General features: G+C 73.6%; 15 protein-coding genes. 3 read left to right on the top strand and 12 right to left on the bottom strand.

From position 1 onward, the window contains the following. Positions 1-100: 100 nt before the first annotated feature. The 12 genes from ACIPPS_RS07895 to ACIPPS_RS07950 form a co-directional block, all read right to left on the bottom strand. On the bottom strand, positions 101-1684 hold the full coding sequence (locus ACIPPS_RS07895) for a hypothetical protein (protein WP_401428187.1): 1584 nt from the start codon (positions 1682-1684) through the stop codon (positions 101-103). A gap of 140 nt (positions 1685-1824) precedes the next feature. Then, on the bottom strand, positions 1825-2019 hold the full coding sequence (locus tag ACIPPS_RS07900) for a hypothetical protein (protein ID WP_137991798.1): 195 nt from the start codon (positions 2017-2019) through the stop codon (positions 1825-1827). Between the two features lie 113 nt (positions 2020-2132). Continuing rightward, entirely contained in the window at positions 2133-2972 is an 840-nt protein-coding gene (locus tag ACIPPS_RS07905; protein ID WP_401428189.1) for a phosphatidylinositol-specific phospholipase C/glycerophosphodiester phosphodiesterase family protein, read from the bottom strand. Between the two features lie 239 nt (positions 2973-3211). Then, complete coding sequence (locus tag ACIPPS_RS07910) at positions 3212-3913, bottom strand: ABC transporter ATP-binding protein (RefSeq protein WP_401428192.1); 702 nt, start codon at positions 3911-3913, stop codon at positions 3212-3214. A 194-nt stretch (positions 3914-4107) separates the two neighbouring features. Further along, positions 4108-5010: an ABC transporter ATP-binding protein gene (locus tag ACIPPS_RS07915; RefSeq protein ID WP_401429531.1), complete on the bottom strand. Its 903-nt coding sequence runs from the start codon at positions 5008-5010 to the stop codon at positions 4108-4110. Positions 5011-5111: 101 nt separating this feature from the next. Then, the gene (locus ACIPPS_RS07920) at positions 5112-5948 is read right to left on the bottom strand and encodes an ABC transporter permease (protein ID WP_401428194.1); all 837 of its coding nucleotides are present in this window, start codon (positions 5946-5948) and stop codon (positions 5112-5114) included. Then, the gene (locus ACIPPS_RS07925) at positions 5941-6906 is read right to left on the bottom strand and encodes an ABC transporter permease (RefSeq protein WP_401428196.1); all 966 of its coding nucleotides are present in this window, start codon (positions 6904-6906) and stop codon (positions 5941-5943) included. Before ACIPPS_RS07925 ends, ACIPPS_RS07920 begins: the two co-directional genes overlap by 8 nt. 23 nt (positions 6907-6929) lie before the next feature. Next, positions 6930-8537: an ABC transporter substrate-binding protein gene (locus ACIPPS_RS07930; protein WP_401428198.1), complete on the bottom strand. Its 1608-nt coding sequence runs from the start codon at positions 8535-8537 to the stop codon at positions 6930-6932. 99 nt (positions 8538-8636) lie between these two features. Then, complete coding sequence (locus ACIPPS_RS07935; RefSeq protein ID WP_401428200.1) at positions 8637-9713, bottom strand: acyl-CoA dehydrogenase family protein; 1077 nt, start codon at positions 9711-9713, stop codon at positions 8637-8639. Continuing rightward, a complete protein-coding gene (locus ACIPPS_RS07940) occupies positions 9710-10906 on the bottom strand; it encodes an acyl-CoA dehydrogenase family protein (protein ID WP_401428203.1) in 1197 nt (398 codons plus the stop codon). Before ACIPPS_RS07940 ends, ACIPPS_RS07935 begins: the two co-directional genes overlap by 4 nt. Further along, positions 10906-11871 (bottom strand): NADPH:quinone oxidoreductase family protein, encoded by a 966-nt coding sequence (locus ACIPPS_RS07945; protein WP_401428205.1) that lies wholly within the window; start codon positions 11869-11871, stop codon positions 10906-10908. Before ACIPPS_RS07945 ends, ACIPPS_RS07940 begins: the two co-directional genes overlap by 1 nt. Positions 11872-12003: 132 nt before the next feature. Then, complete coding sequence (locus ACIPPS_RS07950) at positions 12004-12609, bottom strand: helix-turn-helix domain-containing protein (protein WP_401428207.1); 606 nt, start codon at positions 12607-12609, stop codon at positions 12004-12006. A 75-nt stretch (positions 12610-12684) separates the two neighbouring features. Here ACIPPS_RS07950 and ACIPPS_RS07955 point away from each other — a divergent pair, with 75 nt between their 5' ends. From ACIPPS_RS07955 to ACIPPS_RS07965, 3 genes are all read left to right on the top strand, one after another. Then, positions 12685-13650: an NAD(P)/FAD-dependent oxidoreductase gene (locus ACIPPS_RS07955; RefSeq protein WP_401428209.1), complete on the top strand. Its 966-nt coding sequence runs from the start codon at positions 12685-12687 to the stop codon at positions 13648-13650. A gap of 219 nt (positions 13651-13869) precedes the next feature. Then, a complete protein-coding gene (locus ACIPPS_RS07960) occupies positions 13870-14775 on the top strand; it encodes an SDR family oxidoreductase (RefSeq protein WP_401428211.1) in 906 nt (301 codons plus the stop codon). A 117-nt stretch (positions 14776-14892) separates the two neighbouring features. After that, positions 14893-15672 carry a VOC family protein gene (locus ACIPPS_RS07965; RefSeq protein WP_401428213.1) on the top strand — a complete coding sequence of 260 codons (780 nt, stop codon included), beginning with the start codon at positions 14893-14895 and terminating at the stop codon, positions 15670-15672. Positions 15673-15679: the final 7 nt, after the last annotated feature.

Consider the following 15679-nt stretch of genomic DNA (forward strand, 5'->3'; position numbering starts at 1 on the left):
GCCCCGGGGGGGGGCGCCCCCCGCGTTGGGCGGGGGGGGGGGGGGGGGGGGGGGGGGGGGCGGGGGGGCGGGGGCCCCCCCCACCACCGCGCTCCCGCCCTCAGCCGCCGTCGCGGACGGCGACCAGCCCGTTGAAGACGCCGATGTACGCCGTGCCGTCGGGGCCGATGGTGATCGGCGCCCAGTTGTTGTCGTACGCCGGGCCGGTGCCGGTGAGCCGGCTCCAGGCGCGCGCGCCGGTGCGGAAGTCGACGGCCGTCAGGTACCAGGCGTCGATGCCGAGGGGGTTCGGGCGCTTCTCGTAGAAGTAGAGCAGTCCGTTGGCGGTGGAGAGCTTGGGGACGGTGGAGGGCGAGCGGACGTCGCTCTCCCAGACGGTGTCGCAGCCGCTGCCGTCGGGCCGGACGTCGATCCGGGCGGCGCCGCCCACCACGCTGCGGCCGAAGGTGAGCGTGGTCGGGTTCTCGTAGCCGTAGTTGTTCTCGACGACGAGGCTGTTGCCCCAGCTGATCAGGGAGTTGTCGGTGGTGGAGGCGCCGGATCCGAAGACCGGCACCGTGCAGACCAGCCGGTCGGCGGCCGGGACGTCGGCGCCGCGCCGGTAGACCAGGACGTTCATCCGGTCGTCGGCGTTGTCGGTGATCGCCACGTAGTCGTCCTCGATGCCGAAGAGGTCGGGGGTGGTGCCCGAACCCTGGTTCACCGAACCGGGTTTGGTGCCGGTCCCCCGGTCGTACGTCTGCCGCCACTGGATGCGCGGGGTGCCGTCGGGCTCGGCGCGGAAGCTGTAGAGGGCGTGGTCGGAGACGATGGAGACACCGTCCCGGGCCACGGAGAAGGAGTTCTGGATCTCCTCGCCGGCCAGCCGGATCGAGCGGAGCGTCCCGGTGGCGGGGTCGACCGTGCCGACCCTGCCGAGCCGGGTCACCCACCAGACGCGGCCGTCGTAGTCCGGCATGACGGAGGTGACGGGGTCGCAGACGCCGCTCGGGAAGAGGTTGGTCCAGGTGACGCAGTCGTGCGGGACGAGCGGGGTGAGGTCCCAGTCGTCCTCGACCACGAACTCCCACGCGCCGTCGCCCTTCTGACGGTGTGCGATACGCAGCACGTGCTGGCGGGAGTCGGCGAGGACCACCCGGTCCTGGTTGTCGAGGTAGAAGTAGGCGCCGCCGGAGGTGTCCTTGAAGATCCTCGCGAAGTCGAGCCGGGTGATCGCCTCGACGGTCGAGGAGCGCTGCGGCAGCTTGTACTCGGCGAGGGTGTCCAGCGTGCGGGGATCGAGCAGCTTGAGCAGGAAGCCGGAGAACGTTCCGCAGACGGTGACGAGCCGGCCGCCCGCGTCGAAGGTGGCGGTGGCGCACTCTCCGCCGACGGCGGCCATCTGGGCGCTGGACACCCGCGGATCGCGCCCGAGCGGGCCCGGGAAGGGGTGGGTGCCGCTGCCGGCGCCGTCGGCGTGCATGCCGCTGCGCCCGTTGGGTGCGAGGTACGGATGCTGGTCGGGCGCCTCGCCCGGCACGGGCCGGGCGGGCGCGGGGGCTCCGTCGTAGGAGGCGACGAGCCGGTGGCCGGGGGCCAGGGGTATGTCGTCGGCGAGGGCGGCGGGGGTGGCGAACGCCAGGGTGATCGCGCTCGCCACGACGATCAGGGCGAACGCGCGGGCCCGTCGTGTGGGGGTGGTCAATGCGGCTCCTCGGATGCGTGCGTCGGTCGCGCCGGCGGCCGACGTTAGGCCCGAGTCCGTGAGATGTACATGGAACTGCCGTTGGTTTCACGGCCCCTTCATGGTCGTGAAACGAACCCCCGCGGCGGTCCCGCGAAACGTTACGGCTTGAGGCTGCTGACGACGTTGGCGGTGGCGGCGACCCCGTTCTGGATGGTCGGCGCCATGCTCGTGCCGGCGAGGAAGAAGCCGAGCAGGGCGCAGACCAGCGCGTGGGAGAACTTGAGGCCGCCGCTGCGAAGGAAGATCACCGCGAGGACGAGCAGTAGAAGTACGACAGAAACGGACACGGCCATCGCCCACACCCTCCTTGCGCCGCGCCGGAATCGCGGCGTTCGGCGGCCAGTGTGGCGCAGCGGGAGCGCCGTCCGGCCGTACGGCATGTCCGCCGAACGGGTGGGATTCGCCGTCAGCGGTTCAAGAAGGCCCGGAGACCGGCGAGGTCGTCGGTGTTGAGGTGATCCACGCGGGCGGCGCGCAGTTCGCTCCAGAGGGCGTCGCGGGCAGGCCCGGGCACATCGGGGGTGGCCCAGAAGCGGACCCGTTGCCCGCGTGCGTGGGCGGTCCGGACGAGGGAGCGGAGCCGGGCGCGCTCCTCGGCGGGGAAGGGACCCACGCCGGTCCAGCCGAAGGACTGGGTCCAGTTGGAGCTGATGAGCGGGATGAGGGAGGCGGGCGCGGGAGCCTCGGCGGCGAGGTCGTCGAGCCGGCCGTCGTAGAAGGCGTGCCGGAAGCGCTGGGCCTCCATCGGGGCGCGGGCGGCCCGGTCGCCGGATATGACGGGCGTCACCGCGCCGGGCCGGACGTGCCCGGCGGCGTAGGAGGACAACATGCTTCGGTACGGACGGAGTTGGCGGTGGAGCTCGGTGTACGCGGCGACGCCGTCCGCCTTGATGTCGATGAGCAGCTGCACGGGGTGGCGGTAACCCGGATAGACGGCACCGTTGTTGGCCCGGACGCGGGCGAGCAGCGGGTCGAGGTAGAGGGAGCGCAGCGTACGGCTCGGGTCGAGCTCGGCGGGCTCGTGGGCGACGAGCAGCTCCCCGTCGACGAGGAAGACGTCGGCCTCGACGCTGGTGAACCCGTGGTCGAGGGCGTCGTGGAGGGGCCGCGGGTGCAGGTAGTCGTTGTGCGCGTGCGCCTGGGGCAGGGGCCGGACACGCGCGGCGACGGCGGTACCGGGCAGCGCGATACCGGCGGCTCCGGCGGCGAGAGCGAGGACGGCGGTACGCCGGGGCAGGGACGCCATGGGGGGCTCCGGGGGGGTGTCGGGAGGGGGGACTCGTACGAGTATGGACGCCTCGACACCCCAACAGGCCCATCAGGAACAAGAGTTGGCCGCCTGGACGCCGCCCGGCGACCGGACCGCCGCCGGGGGTTCGCCGGGCGGCCGGACCGCCCCGCCCTTGCGGAGTTCGTCCGGATGCCGGGCCGGCCCCCGCCCCCGGGGGCTCGCCGGGCGGCGGCGCGGACCACCCCCGTGCCGCTCTAACCCGCCGCCCTCCCCGAGGAGACGGGGAGCTTGTCCGCCGTGCCGGTCACGCAGTCGGACCACTCGACCGTGCGGTCGCACCAGCGGGTCAGCAGGACGCGGTCGTGTGCGACGGCGAGGAGGCCAGCGCCGGACTCCGCGCGGTAGGTCTCCACGGCCGCCACGAGCGCCGCCGTCGTCGACGCGTCGAGCATCGCGGTCATCTCGTCGCAGATCAGCCAGCGCGGTCGGAGCACCAACGCGCGCGCCAGACAGGCGCGTTGGAGCTGTCCGTCGCTGACCTCGTGGGGGCGTCGGGCGAGCAGGTCCTCGGTGAGGCCCACGATCGGGGCGAGTTCGGCGAGACGCGTGCCGGTCTCCTCGCGTCGGCCGGTGGCGCGCAGCGGTTCGGCGATGAGGTCGCGCAGCCGCAGGCGCGGGTCGGCGGACATCCGGGGCTGCTGGAACACCACGCCGACCGCCGTCCGCAGCGACCGGGGCGCCCGGTGGCGCCAGCCCCTGACGACCTCGCCGTCGATCGCGACGCGCCCCGCGTCCGGGCGGTGCAGCAGCGCGGCGACCCTGGCGAGTGTGGACTTGCCGCAGCCGCTGGGGCCCAGGAGCCCGACGGACTCGCCGGGGGCCACCGTGAGCGAGGCGCCCCGGAAGACCGGGTCGCGGCGGTCGTAGCCGGCGGTGACGGCATCGAGTTCAAGCACGGGGCACTCCTGGTGCGACGGGCGCGACGGATGCGCGGGGCGCGACGGGCGCGCGGGGAGCGACGGGAGCGACAGGCGCGAGGGGCGCGACAGGCGCGAGGGGCGCGACAGGCGCGACGGGAACGACAGGCGCGAGGGACGCGAGGGCGTGGTCGACGGGGCGGGGCCGGGGCGCCGACGGCCTGGCGGCGGTGTCACGCATCGCCGCGCCGCCCCTCCGGGTGATGACAGGCCACCCCCGCCGGCGACTGCGGCAGGGTGTCGCACGCGTCGGTCGCCCGCGTGCAGCGCGGGGCGAACGCGCAGCCGGGCGGCAGGGCGGTCAGCTCGGGGGGCATGCCGGGGATCGGGGTGAAGGCGCGGTCGGGCAGGGCGTTCAGGAGGCCCCGGGCATAGGGGTGGCGCGGACCGGGCTCGCCGAAGAACCGGTGGGCGGGCGTCGACTCCACGATCCGGCCGGCGTACATCACCGCCACCCGGTCGGCGATCCGCTCCGCCGCCGCCAGGTCGTGGGTGATCAGGAGCAGCGCCCGGCCGTCGTCGGCGTGGTGGCGCAGTTCGTCGACGGTCCGTTCGACGAGGTCACGGTCGAGGCCGGTGGTCGGTTCGTCGGCGAGGAGAAGCGGGGCGTCGCCGATGAGGGCGAGCGCGGTCGCGGCGCGCTGCGCGAGACCGCCGGAGAGTTCGTGGGGGTAGCGGTCGAGGTGCCCGGTCGGGAAGGCGGCCCGTTCCGCCGCCTTCTCGGCCGCCGCGCGCCGCTCCCGCCGCGGGACGCCCGTCAGTTCGCGGACGGACTCCTCCAGCTGGGCGCGGACGGTCCGCACGGGGGTGAGGTGGGCGGCGGGGCTCTGCGGTACGAGGCCGACGCGCCGTCCTCGTACCGTACGGGCCAGGGTCTTCTCGTCGGCGGCGAGCAGGTCGACGCCGTCGAGCCGGGCCGTGCCGGAGGTCTCGGCGTTGCCGGGCAGCAGACCGAGGAGCGCGGAGGCGAGGACCGACTTGCCGCAGCCGCTCTCGCCGACGAGGGCGAGGCACTCCCCCGCCGCCAGGTCGAAGTCGGCGTCGGTGACGGCGGCGACGTGCCGTCCGCCGCGCATCCGGAAGCGGACGGAGAGCCCCCGCACGCTGAGGACGGCGTCGTCGGCCCGTTCGGCGGTGACGGCGCCGAGGGCACGCACCACGCGGGAGTCCGGGGTGGTCACAGCATCAGCTCCGATCGGCGGCGCGGGTTGAGGCGGTCCCGCCACGCTCCGGCGAGCCCGGCGACGGCCAGGGTCGGCACGATGAGCAGCAGACCGGGGAAGAGCGTCGGCCACCAGTCGCCGGCGAGCAGCGAGGAGCGCGCGGACTGGACGAGGTTGCCGATGCTCGCCTGGTGGCTGGGGAGACCCAGGCCGAGGAAGGAGAGCGCGGACTCGTGCCACATGGCGTGCGGCACCATCAGGACGGCCGCGAGCCCGGCCTGCGGCAGGACGGCGGGCAGCAGATGGCGCACGGTGACCCGCCACCGCGAGGCGCCGCCCGAGATCGCCGCGTCCACGAAGGGACGGGAGCGCAGCGAGAGGACCTCGGAGCGGACGATCCGGGCGGTCGACAGCCAGTGGGTGAGGGCCACGGAGACGATGACGGGCCACACGCCCGGCCGGAACATGGCGACGATGAAGATGCCCAGCAGCAGGTGCGGTACGGAGGAGAAGGCGTCGACGACGCGCATCACGACCCGGTCGGTCCAGCCGCCCAGAGAGGCGGCGGCGGCGCCGACGGCGGTGCCGATGACGGTCGCGACGAGCGCGGCGACCACCCCGACGAGGAGCGAGATCCGCAGTCCGTAGACACAGCGCAGGAGCAGGTCGCGGCCGACGTCGTCGGTTCCGAAGGGGTGCTGCGAGGACGGCGGCAGCAGCTTCAGGGAGAGGTCGACGGCCTGTTCGTCGAGCTGGACGATCGGGGGGACGAGAAGAACGGCGAGGAGGACCGCGCCGACGATCCCGGCCGAGGACCAGACCCGCAGTCGCCTGGTGCGCGGTTCAGCCATCGAAGCCCACCCTCGGGTCGGCGAGCCCGTACAGCAGGTCGGAGAGGAGGTTGCCGAGGAGGACGGCGGCGGTCGCCAGCACGGTGAGCGCGGCGAGCAGCGGGAAGTCCACGGAGATGGCGGCCTGCACGGTCGCGGCGGCGATGCCGGGCCAGCTGAAGACGGTCTCCACCAGCAGCGCTCCGGTGATGAGTTCGGGGACGCGGGAGCCGACGAGGGTGAGCATCGGGAGCATTCCGGAGCGCAGGGCGTGGCCGAGCAGGACGGTCCGGTCCCGCAGCCCACGCGCGCGTGCCCCGCGGACGGGATCCTCTTCGAGGGCGTCCCCGACGCCCTGGCGGACGTAGAGGAAGAACCAGGGCAGCTGGGAGACGCCGAGGACGAGGGCGGGCAGCACGAGGTGGCTCGCGACCTGGTCGAAGGTGACGGTGTCGCTCGCGGTGTCGGTGAGGCCGCCGGCGGGCAGGGCGCCGAGCTTCAGGGCGAAGAACCAGATGGCGAGCAGCCCGAGCCAGAAGGCGGGGGCGGCTTCCAGGGTGTACGCGGCGGAGCTGACGGCCCGGTCGAGCATGCCGCCCATGCGGCGCCCGGCGAGGACGCCGAGTGCGGTGCCGAGCGCGATGGCGAGCAGGAAGGCGGTGGCGGCGAGCAGCACCGACCAGCCGATCCGCTCGGCGATGACGTCGGCGACGGGCTGTCGCATGACGCTGGAGTCGCCGAGGTCGCCGTGGAGTGCCGAGGTCAGCCACTCCCACCAACGGGTGGCGAGCGGCTGGTCGACGCCGAGGTTGGCGCGCAGCTGGTCCAGGTTCTCCTGCGAGGAGGTCAGTCCGGCGGTGCCGGCGTAGGCCTTGACGGGGTCGAAGGGGGAGGCTTCGGCGACGGCGAAGACGGCGAAGGTGACCGCGAGGAGGACGGGGACGGCGAACAGCGCCCGTCGTCCCGTCATCCTGGCCATGGCCCCCCAGGGGAGGCGGCGGCTCACTTCGCGGTGCCCTTGGGCTTCCACGCCTCGACGTTCCACCAGGGGCCGGACGCGAGGCCGTGGTCGTGCGGCTCGGTCTGGGTGTTCAGGCCGTCCCAGCTGTCGTTCACCACGTAGAGGTGGTCGATGTGGGTGAGGAAGGTGTAGCCGGGGTCCTTCACCAGTTCGCGCTGGACGGTGTCGTAGGCGGCGCGCCGCTTGACCGGGTCGTCGGTGCGGCGGCCCTCGAGGAGGGCCTTGTCGACGGTCTTGTTGTCGTACCAGGCCATGTTGTTGAAGCCGTCGCCGCCGAGGCCGGAGGTCAGCAGCAGGTACTGGTCGAAGTCCGGGTCGCCGGGCGAGCCGCCGCCGGCGAGGACCGCGTCGGTCTTCATCCGGGGCTCGATGACCTCCCAGGTGCCGCCCTGGGTCTTGACGGCGATGCCGGCCTTCTTGGCGTCGGAGGCGTAGGCGAGGGCGTGGTCCTGGCGGAGTTTGTCGCCGGAGAGGTACCAGAGCGGGAACTCGGCGCGGACGCCGTCCTTCACGCGGACGCCGTCGGCGCCGGGCTTCCAGCCGGCCTCGTCGAGGATCTTCTGGGCCGCGTCGAGGTCGTGGCGGCGCTCGGTGCCCTTGGCGAACCACTCGCTGTCGGTGGGCACCGGCCCGTAGGCGGGCTTTCCGGCGCCTTCGAGGATCTTGTCGACCATGGCCTGCCGGTCGACGGCCACGTCGAGGGCGCGGCGGACGGCGGTGTCCCCGGTGACCTTGTTGTGGGTGGGGAGGGTGACCGTGCGGTAGTCGTACGTCTTCGCGGCGTACGTCTTCCGCGCCTTGTCGCCCTTGAAGCCGGCGGCGAGATTGGGCGGCAGGATGGCGCCGTCGAGGTCGCCGGAGCGCAGCCGGGTGGCGCGGACGTCGTCGTCCTTGATGATCGCCATGGTGAACTTCTTCACCTGCGGCGCGCCGCCCCAGTAGGTGGGGTTGGCCTTGAAGCTGAGCTTCTCGCCCTTGGACCAGCCGGTCAGGACGTACGGTCCGCTGCCGACGGGCCGGGTGGTGAAGGCGCCGGTGTTGACGTCCTGCTTCCCCGCGACGTGCTCGGGGGCGATGGCGAGGACGGTGCGCTCGGCGAAGGGCGCGTAGGGGTACTTCAGGGTGAAGACGACGGTGTCCTCGCCGACGGCCCTGACGTCCTTGAGGGCGTCCAGCTCGGTCTTGGAGGGGTTGTTGGTCTTCGGGTCGAGCACGGTCTTGTAGGTGAAGACGACGTCCTTGGCCGAGAAGGGCTTGCCGTCGCTGAACGTCACGCCTTTGCGGAGCTTGTAGGTGTACGTCAGCCCGTCCGCACTGACCCGGGGCAGCTCGGCGGCGAGGGCCGGGCGCAGCTTGAGGTCGGCGTCGAAGGCGAGGAGCCCGTCGAAGATCTTGGAGTTGCCGTCCTTGCCGTAGCCGAGGAGGGGGCTCAGGGTCTCCGGCTCGTAGGCGATGCCGACGACCGCGGAGTCCTTCGCACGGCCGGAGCCCGCGGCGGTGCCGCCGGGGTTCGAGCAGGCGGCCGCGGTGAGGGCCACCGCTCCTGCCAGCGTCACGGCGGCCACGCCGCGTATGGATCGGGCGGTCATCGTGCCCACACCCCTCTTCAAGATCAACCGTTGTTGCGAACGACTCGCAATTAAACAGTATGTAAAGGGGGGTGGGCACGAGGGCCCCTTACGTCGCCGTCAGGCGGGGGCCGGGAGACCGACCAGCGCGGCGATGGCGTCCTGGTGACGTCCCACCGAACCCAGGGCGATCTGATCCGACTTGGCCCGCTTCAGGGCCAGATGAGCGGGGTGCTCCCAGGTCATCCCGATACCGCCGTGGAGTTGCACACACTCCTCGGCCGCGTGGACGGCGACCTTCGCGCAGTACGCCTGGGCGACGGCGACGGTCAGCGGCGCGTCGGGACTGCCGGTGGCCAGCGCGTCGGCGGCGGCGCGGGCCGCCGCCCGGGCGTTGACGATCTCCAGCCAGAGCTGCGCCATGCGGTGCTTGAGCGCCTGGAAGGAGCCGACGGGCCGGTTGAACTGGAACCGGCCTCGGGTGTGGCGGACGGTCTCCTCCAGACACCACTCGGCGAGCCCGAGCTGTTCGGAGGCGAGCAGCCCGGCGCCGGCGAGCAGACCCCGCTCGACGGCCGCGCGGGTGGCGCCCGCGTCCGCGAGGCGGATGCCGGAGGCGGCGGCCGTGGTCACCGCCGCGAGCGGGCGGGTCAGGTCGAGCGGGGTCTGCGGCGCGACGGTGGCCTCGGCGGCCGTGACCGCGTGGAGGCCGTCGGATCGCGGCACGAGGAACACGTCGGCGGCGACGGCGTCGGCCACACCGGCCACCGTGCCGGCCGGGGACGGCTCGGTGCCCGGGCCCGTGGACAGCGGCAGCGCCAGCACCGCGACCGTACGGCCGTCGGCGAGAGCGGCGAGCAGCTCGGCGACCGGGGCGCTCGCGGTGTCCAGGGCGAGCAGGGTCTCGGTCGCCACGACGGAGCTGGTGAGGTACGGCGCCGGGGTCACCGCGCGGCCGAGCTCCTCCAGGACCACGGCCGCCTCGCGGTGGCTCGCGCCCTGGCCGCCCAGCTCCTCGGGGACGAGGAGCCCCGCCGCGCCGATCTCGCCCGCGAGGGACTTCCAGAGACCGGGGACGTACGGTTCGCCGCTCTCGATCCGGCCGAGGAGCACGTCGGTGCCGGCCCGGTCGGTGAGCAGGGAGCGGACGGCGGCCCGCAGGTCGTCCTCGGTCTCGGAGTAGAGGAGGTCAGTCATCGCGCGAGGTCCTTCCAGGCGACGTCCTTGTCGTTGCGGGGCTCGGAGGGCAGGCCGAGGACGCGTTCGGCGACGATGTTGAGCAGGACCTCGGTCGTACCGCCCTCGATCGAGTTGCCCTTGGAGCGCAGATAGCGGTACCCGGCGTCGCGGCCGGTGAAGTCGACCCGTTCGGGGCGGCGCATCGTCCAGTCCCCGTACAGCAGGCCTTCCTCACCGAGGAGTTCGACCTCCAGGCCGCTGATGGCCTGGTTGAGGCGGGCGAAGCCCAGCTTCATGGCGCTGCCCTCGGGGCCGGGCTGTCCGGCGACGAGCTGCTGGCGCAGCCGCTCGCCGGTGAGCCGGGCCACCTCGGAGTCCACCCAGAGGTCGAGCAGCCGACGGTGGAGGTCGTGGGTGCGCAGCTCGGGTCGGACCCGCCAGGTCGCGGCGACCGGCCCGATCATGCCGCCCTCGCGCGGGATGCGGGCGCCGCCGATCGAGACGCGCTCGTTCATCAGCGTCGTCTGGGCGACCCGCCAGCCGTCGCCGGTCTCGCCGAGCCGGTGGGCGTCGGGGATGCGGACGTCGGTGAGGAAGACCTCGTTGAACTCGGCCTCGCCGGTGATCTGGCGCAGCGGCCGTACCTCGACGCCGGGGTCGGTCATGTCGCAGACGAGGTAGGTGATGCCCTTGTGCTTGGGCAGCCCGGGGTCGGTACGGGCGATGAGGATGGCCCAGCGGGCGACGTGGGCGCTGGACGTCCACACCTTCTGGCCGTTGACGATCCAGTCGCCGGTGGCCTCGTCGCGGACGGCGCGGGTGCCCAGCGCCGCGAGGTCGGAGCCGGCGCCGGGCTCGGAGAAGAGCTGGCACCAGACTTCCTCACCGACCCAGAGCGGCCGGAGGAAGCGTCGCTTGACCTCGTCGGAGCCGTACGCGAGGAGGGTCGGGGCGGCCATGCCGAGGCCGATGCCGATCCGGCGCGGGTCGTTGTCGGGGGCGTCGGCGGCGGCCAGTTCGGCGTCCACGACGGCCTGGAGGGAGCGCGGGGCGTCGAGCCCGCCGAGGCCCTCGGGGTAGTGGACCCAGGCGAGCCCGGCGTCGAAGCGGGCGCGCAGGAAGTCGGTGCGGTCCGTGTCGGCGGGCGGGTGCTCGGTGAGCAACCGGCGGGTACGGGTGCGCAGTTCGTCGGCGTCGATCGCGATGGCCATCACGCGGCCCCTGCCGGGAGGACGACGAGCCGGCCGGTGGTGACACCTTCGCTGACGCGCTGTACGGCGTCGGCAGCGCCGTCGAACGGGACGCGCTCGCTGACCAGGGGCCTGATGAGGCCCTTGGCGGCGTACTCGGTGAGGGTCTCGTGACAGCGCAGGACGGCCGCGGGGTCCTTGAGGTTGTAGAGGCCCCAGTGGAGTCCGACGATCGAGTAGTTCTTGACGAGGGCGTGGTTGAGGGCGGGCGAGGGGATCGCCCCGCTCGCGAAGCCGACCACCACGATCCGGCCCTCGAAGGCGACGACCTTCGCGGACTGGGCGTAGGCCTCGCCGCCGACGGGGTCGTAGATCACGTCGGCCCCCCGACCGCCGGTGGCCGCCTTGACGGCGGCGACGACGTCCTCGGACCGCCGGTCGACCACGACGTCACAGCCGAGCGCGCGGGCGGCCTCGGCCTTCTCGGCGCCCCCGACGACACCGATGACGGTCGCGCCGGCCGCCTTGCCGAGCTGGACGGCGGCGCTGCCGACACCCCCGGCGGCCGCGTGCACGAGCAGTGTCTCGCCCTCCTTGAGGGCGGCGCGGCGGTGCAGGCCGAACCAGCCGGTCTGGTAGCCGATGTGGAGCGCGGCGGCCTCGGCGTCGTCGAGGGCCTCGGGGGCCGGGAGCACGGCCGCCGCGTCCGCCAGCGCGTAGTCGGCGAAGCCGCCGTACGGCAGGGCGGGGGTGGCGATGACCCGCCGGCCGTCCTCGGTCTCGCCGCAGATCTCCACGCCGGGGGTGAAGGGCAGCGGCGGCCGCACCTGGTACTGGCCCCGGCAGAGCAGCGCGTCGGGGAAGTTGACGTTGGCGGCGCGCACGCGCAGGAGGAGCTGCCCCTCACCGGGCGTGGGCGTGTCCACCTCGTCGCGCTGCATCACCTCGCCCGGCTCGCCGTTCTCGTGCACTCGCCATGCCTGCATCGCGGTCCTCCACCAGCCGTCGTCCGTACTGCGCGGTCGGTCGCATACTAAGCGGTCGCTTGTGCCGGTGGAACCATGCGCGGCGGACTTCTTGGGCCCGGGCGGGGCCCTCACCCCGCGCGCCGCCTTCCCTCAGGGTTGCTTCGGGCGGGCGCGTACGTGCATCCGCTCGCCCTGCGGCCCGAAGAGGCTCAGGAACTCCACCGGCCCATCGGGCGTGGGCCCGAACCAGTGCGGTACGCGGGTGTCGAACTCGGCCGCCTCCCCCGCCCCCAGGACGACGTCGTGCTCACCGAGGACGAGCCGGAGCCTCCCGGAGAGCACGTACAGCCATTCGTACCCCTCGTGGACCCGCGGGTCGGGCTCCTCCTGCGCCTTCTCCTGCAGGACCTTGTACGCCTGGAGGCCGCCCGGCTGGCGGGTGAGCGGGAACATCGTGCGGCCGTGGCGCACGATCGGCTTGGCCCGCACCCGGGGATCGCCGACCGGCGGCGCGCCGACCAGCTCGTCCAGTGGCACCTGGTGGGCGCGGGCGATGGGGAGCAGCAGCTCCAGGCTGGGTCTGCGCTGCCCGGACTCCAGCCGGGAGAGGGTGCTGACGGAGATGCCCGTGGAGGCGGAGAGGTCACCCAGGGTCGCGCCGCGCTCGCGGCGGATCCGGCGCAGGCGTGGACCGACCTCGTTCAGCACGGCGTCGATGCGGTCGTCCCCGGTTCCGGATGCCCCTGGTTCAGTCATGACTCCATCATGCCTCGCCTTGCGGAAACGGCAAGAATGTTTGTCGACCTGCCTCCTCCGGGCAACGCTTGCGGTATGAGCGAACACACGAGCACAGGCGAACCGCCCCAGTACGACGTCGTGGTGGTCGGCGGTGGCGCGGCGGGGCTGAGCGCCGCCCTGATCCTCGGCCGGTCGCGGCGGCGGACCCTGGTGGTCGACGCGGGCGAGCCGCGCAACGCCCCGGCCGCCCATATGCACGGCTACCTCTCCCGGGACGGGATGGACCCGGCGGAGTTCCTTCAGGCGGGGCGGCGCGAGATCGCCGCGTACGGGGTGGAGTGGACGACCGGGCAGGTGACGGGGGCGGTGCGGGAGATCGGCGGCGCCGACGGCTTCGTGGTGACCGTGAACGACGGCCGACTGGTCCGCGCCCGTCGGCTCGTCGTCACCACCGGCCTCCTCGACGAACTCCCCGCCGTCGACGGGATGGCCGAGCGGTGGGGCCGGGACGTGCTGCACTGCCCGTACTGCCACGGCTGGGAGGTCCGGGACCAGGCCTTCGGCGTGCTCGCCCATCCCGTCCTCGGCGCCCATCAGGCGCTGATCGTCGCGCACTGGTCCCCGGACGTGACCCTCTTCCTGCACACGGCCGGACCTCTCCCCGAGGAGCAGGGTGCCCAGGTGGCGGCGGCCGGCATCGAGGTGGTGACGGGCGAGGTGGCGGGCCTCGCCGTCGAGGACGACCGGCTCACCGGCGTCGCGATGGCCGACGGCCGGGTCGTGGCGCGTGACGTGCTCTTCGTCGGTACGCGGATGACGCCCCGGGACGGCCTGCTGACGGCGCTGGGCGCCGCGACCAGGGAGACGCCGTTCGGCCCGTTCGTCGCCGTGGACGAGACCGGCCGGACGAGCGTGCCGGGCGTGTGGGCGGCGGGCAACGCGATCGGCGCCCAGGAGCAGGTGATCAACGCCGCGAGCGGCGGCTACCGGGCCGGGGTCGCCATCAACATGGAGCTGATCATGGAGGAGCTGGACCGCAAGGTCGCGGCGACCGGCTGAGAGAGGCGTGGGCTGAGGGGGCTTCTGCTGAGGGGGGCTTCGGCCGAGAGGGGCTCCCGCGTGGTGGCTCCGGCCGAGGGGGCTCCGGCCGAGGGGGCTCCCGCGTGGTGGCTCCGGCCGAGGGAGGCTTCGGCCGAGGGGGCTCCGGCCGAAGGGGCTTCGGTCACTCGCGCGCGGCCGGGCCTTCTGTTCTCACGCGCGACCGGCTATCGATGCGGCATGACGCATGCGGAGACGGAGCAGGATCCGCCCGGACTTCCCGCCCCTCCCCCGCTCGGCACGAGCGCGCTGCCGGCGGGGACGTACGACGGGCGGGTGGTCCTGGTGACGGGCGGCGGGACGGGACTCGGGAAGGCGATCGGGGCGGAGTTCGCCCGGCTCGGGGCGGAGCTGATGATCGTCGGCCGGACGGCCGCCCGGCTGGAGGCGGCGCGGCGGGAGCTGACGGACATCGCCGGGACGCGGGTGGCGACCGCCGTCTGCGACATCCGCGACCCCGGGGCGGTCGCCGGTGCCTTCGACGCCTGCGAGGCGGCGCTCGGCGGCCGGCCGGACGTCCTGGTGAACAACGCTGCGGCCAACTTCCCCGTGGCGGCGGAGGAGTTGTCGCCGAACGGCTGGCGCGCGGTGGTCGACAGCACGCTCACCGGGACCTGGTTCATGACCCGGGAGTTCGCCCGCCGCCACCTCGCCGCACGCACCCCCGGCTCCGTCGTCAACGTCGGCGCGTCCTACGCCTGGACCGGCGGCCCCGGCTTCGTCCACTCCGCGGCGGCGAAGGCCGGGGTGAAGAACCTGGTGGAGACGCTGGCGGTGGAGTGGGGACCGTACGGGATCCAGGTGAACGGGCTGGTGCCGGGGCTGATGCCGCACGAGGACATGACGGCCGACATCCGCGGCGCACTGGCCCGGGCGCCGCTCCATGACGCCCGGCAGCCGGCGCTCCGCGTCGGTCACCCGCGTGAGCTGGGCTGGGCGGCGACGTTCCTGGCGTCGCCGTACGCCCGGTTCGTCTCCGGGCACACGCTGGTCGTCGACGGCGCGAACTGGCAGCGCCGTGTCCTCGTCAACGACCCGGTGGTGCCGGTCCGCGAGCAGCTGGGGCGAGGACCGTTCGCGGAGTGACGGGCGCTGGTCCACGCGGATGAACCCGCGCGACTGCCGCGGCGGGGGCGGTGGAGAGCGGCGAGGATCGGCGAGGGTGGCCGGACGACTCCCCCACGGAAAGGCAGGGCACAGCACATGCTCGGTACGGACTTCACCAAGGGATCGCCCAACTGGGTCGACCTCGGCAGCCCCGACACGGAGGGCGCGGCCGCGTTCTACACCGCCGTCTTCGGGTGGGAGTTCGCGTCGGCCGGTCCGGACGCCGGCGGCTACGGCTTCTTCCAGCAGGACGGGCAGACGGTCGCCGCTCTCGGGACGCTGACCGAGGAGGGGGCGAGCAGTGCGTGGACGCTGTACTTCCAGAGCCCCGACGCCGACGCCACCGTGGAGGCCGCACAGAGCGCGGGCGGGACGGTGCGCGCCGAGCCGATGGACGTGATGGACGCGGGGCGGATGGCGCAGCTGACGGACCCGGCGGGCGCGCGGTTCGCGGTGTGGCAGCCGGGGACGACGAAGGGGCTGCAGAGGACGTCCGAGAACCACACGCTGTGCTGGGCGGAGCTGCACGTGCCCGACCCCCAGGCGGCGCTCGGCTTCTACGGGAAGCTGTTCGGCTGGCGCTCGCAGGAGATGGAGGCCCCGGGCATGACGTACCGGGTGATCTCCACCGCCGAGGGGGACCTCCAGGACACCACCTTCGGCGGGGTGGCCGAGCTCCAGGAGGGCGCGGACCACGCCCGGTGGATCCCGTACTTCGCGGTCGGCGACGCGGACGAGATCGTCGCCCGCGTCCAGGGCAACGGCGGGTCGGTCGTCATGCCGGCGGCGGACATCCCCGACGTCGGCCGGATCGCCTGGCTGGCCGACCCCTACGGGGCCCCGTTCGCCGTACTGAAGCCGGCACCGCAGCAGTAGGGCCACG

The sequence above is a fragment of the Streptomyces sp. NPDC090127 genome, from assembly GCF_044746945.1.
GTDB lineage: Bacteria > Actinomycetota > Actinomycetes > Streptomycetales > Streptomycetaceae > Streptomyces.

Coding starts and splice junctions, on each gene's coding strand:
- ACIPPS_RS07920 (WP_401428194.1), bottom strand. CDS start 5,948: ATGGCTGAACCGCGCACCAGGCGACTGCGGGTCTGGTCCTCGGCCGGG.
- ACIPPS_RS07900 (WP_137991798.1), bottom strand. CDS start 2,019: ATGGCCGTGTCCGTTTCTGTCGTACTTCTACTGCTCGTCCTCGCGGTG.
- ACIPPS_RS07940 (WP_401428203.1), bottom strand. CDS start 10,906: ATGGCCATCGCGATCGACGCCGACGAACTGCGCACCCGTACCCGCCGG.
- ACIPPS_RS07935 (WP_401428200.1), bottom strand. CDS start 9,713: ATGACTGACCTCCTCTACTCCGAGACCGAGGACGACCTGCGGGCCGCC.
- ACIPPS_RS07930 (WP_401428198.1), bottom strand. CDS start 8,537: ATGACCGCCCGATCCATACGCGGCGTGGCCGCCGTGACGCTGGCAGGA.
- ACIPPS_RS07950 (WP_401428207.1), bottom strand. CDS start 12,609: ATGACTGAACCAGGGGCATCCGGAACCGGGGACGACCGCATCGACGCC.
- ACIPPS_RS07925 (WP_401428196.1), bottom strand. CDS start 6,906: ATGGCCAGGATGACGGGACGACGGGCGCTGTTCGCCGTCCCCGTCCTC.
- ACIPPS_RS07960 (WP_401428211.1), top strand. CDS start 13,870: ATGACGCATGCGGAGACGGAGCAGGATCCGCCCGGACTTCCCGCCCCT.
- ACIPPS_RS07915 (WP_401429531.1), bottom strand. CDS start 5,010: ATGCGCGGCGGACGGCACGTCGCCGCCGTCACCGACGCCGACTTCGAC.
- ACIPPS_RS07905 (WP_401428189.1), bottom strand. CDS start 2,972: ATGGCGTCCCTGCCCCGGCGTACCGCCGTCCTCGCTCTCGCCGCCGGA.
- ACIPPS_RS07965 (WP_401428213.1), top strand. CDS start 14,893: ATGCTCGGTACGGACTTCACCAAGGGATCGCCCAACTGGGTCGACCTC.
- ACIPPS_RS07945 (WP_401428205.1), bottom strand. CDS start 11,871: ATGCAGGCATGGCGAGTGCACGAGAACGGCGAGCCGGGCGAGGTGATG.
- ACIPPS_RS07955 (WP_401428209.1), top strand. CDS start 12,685: ATGAGCGAACACACGAGCACAGGCGAACCGCCCCAGTACGACGTCGTG.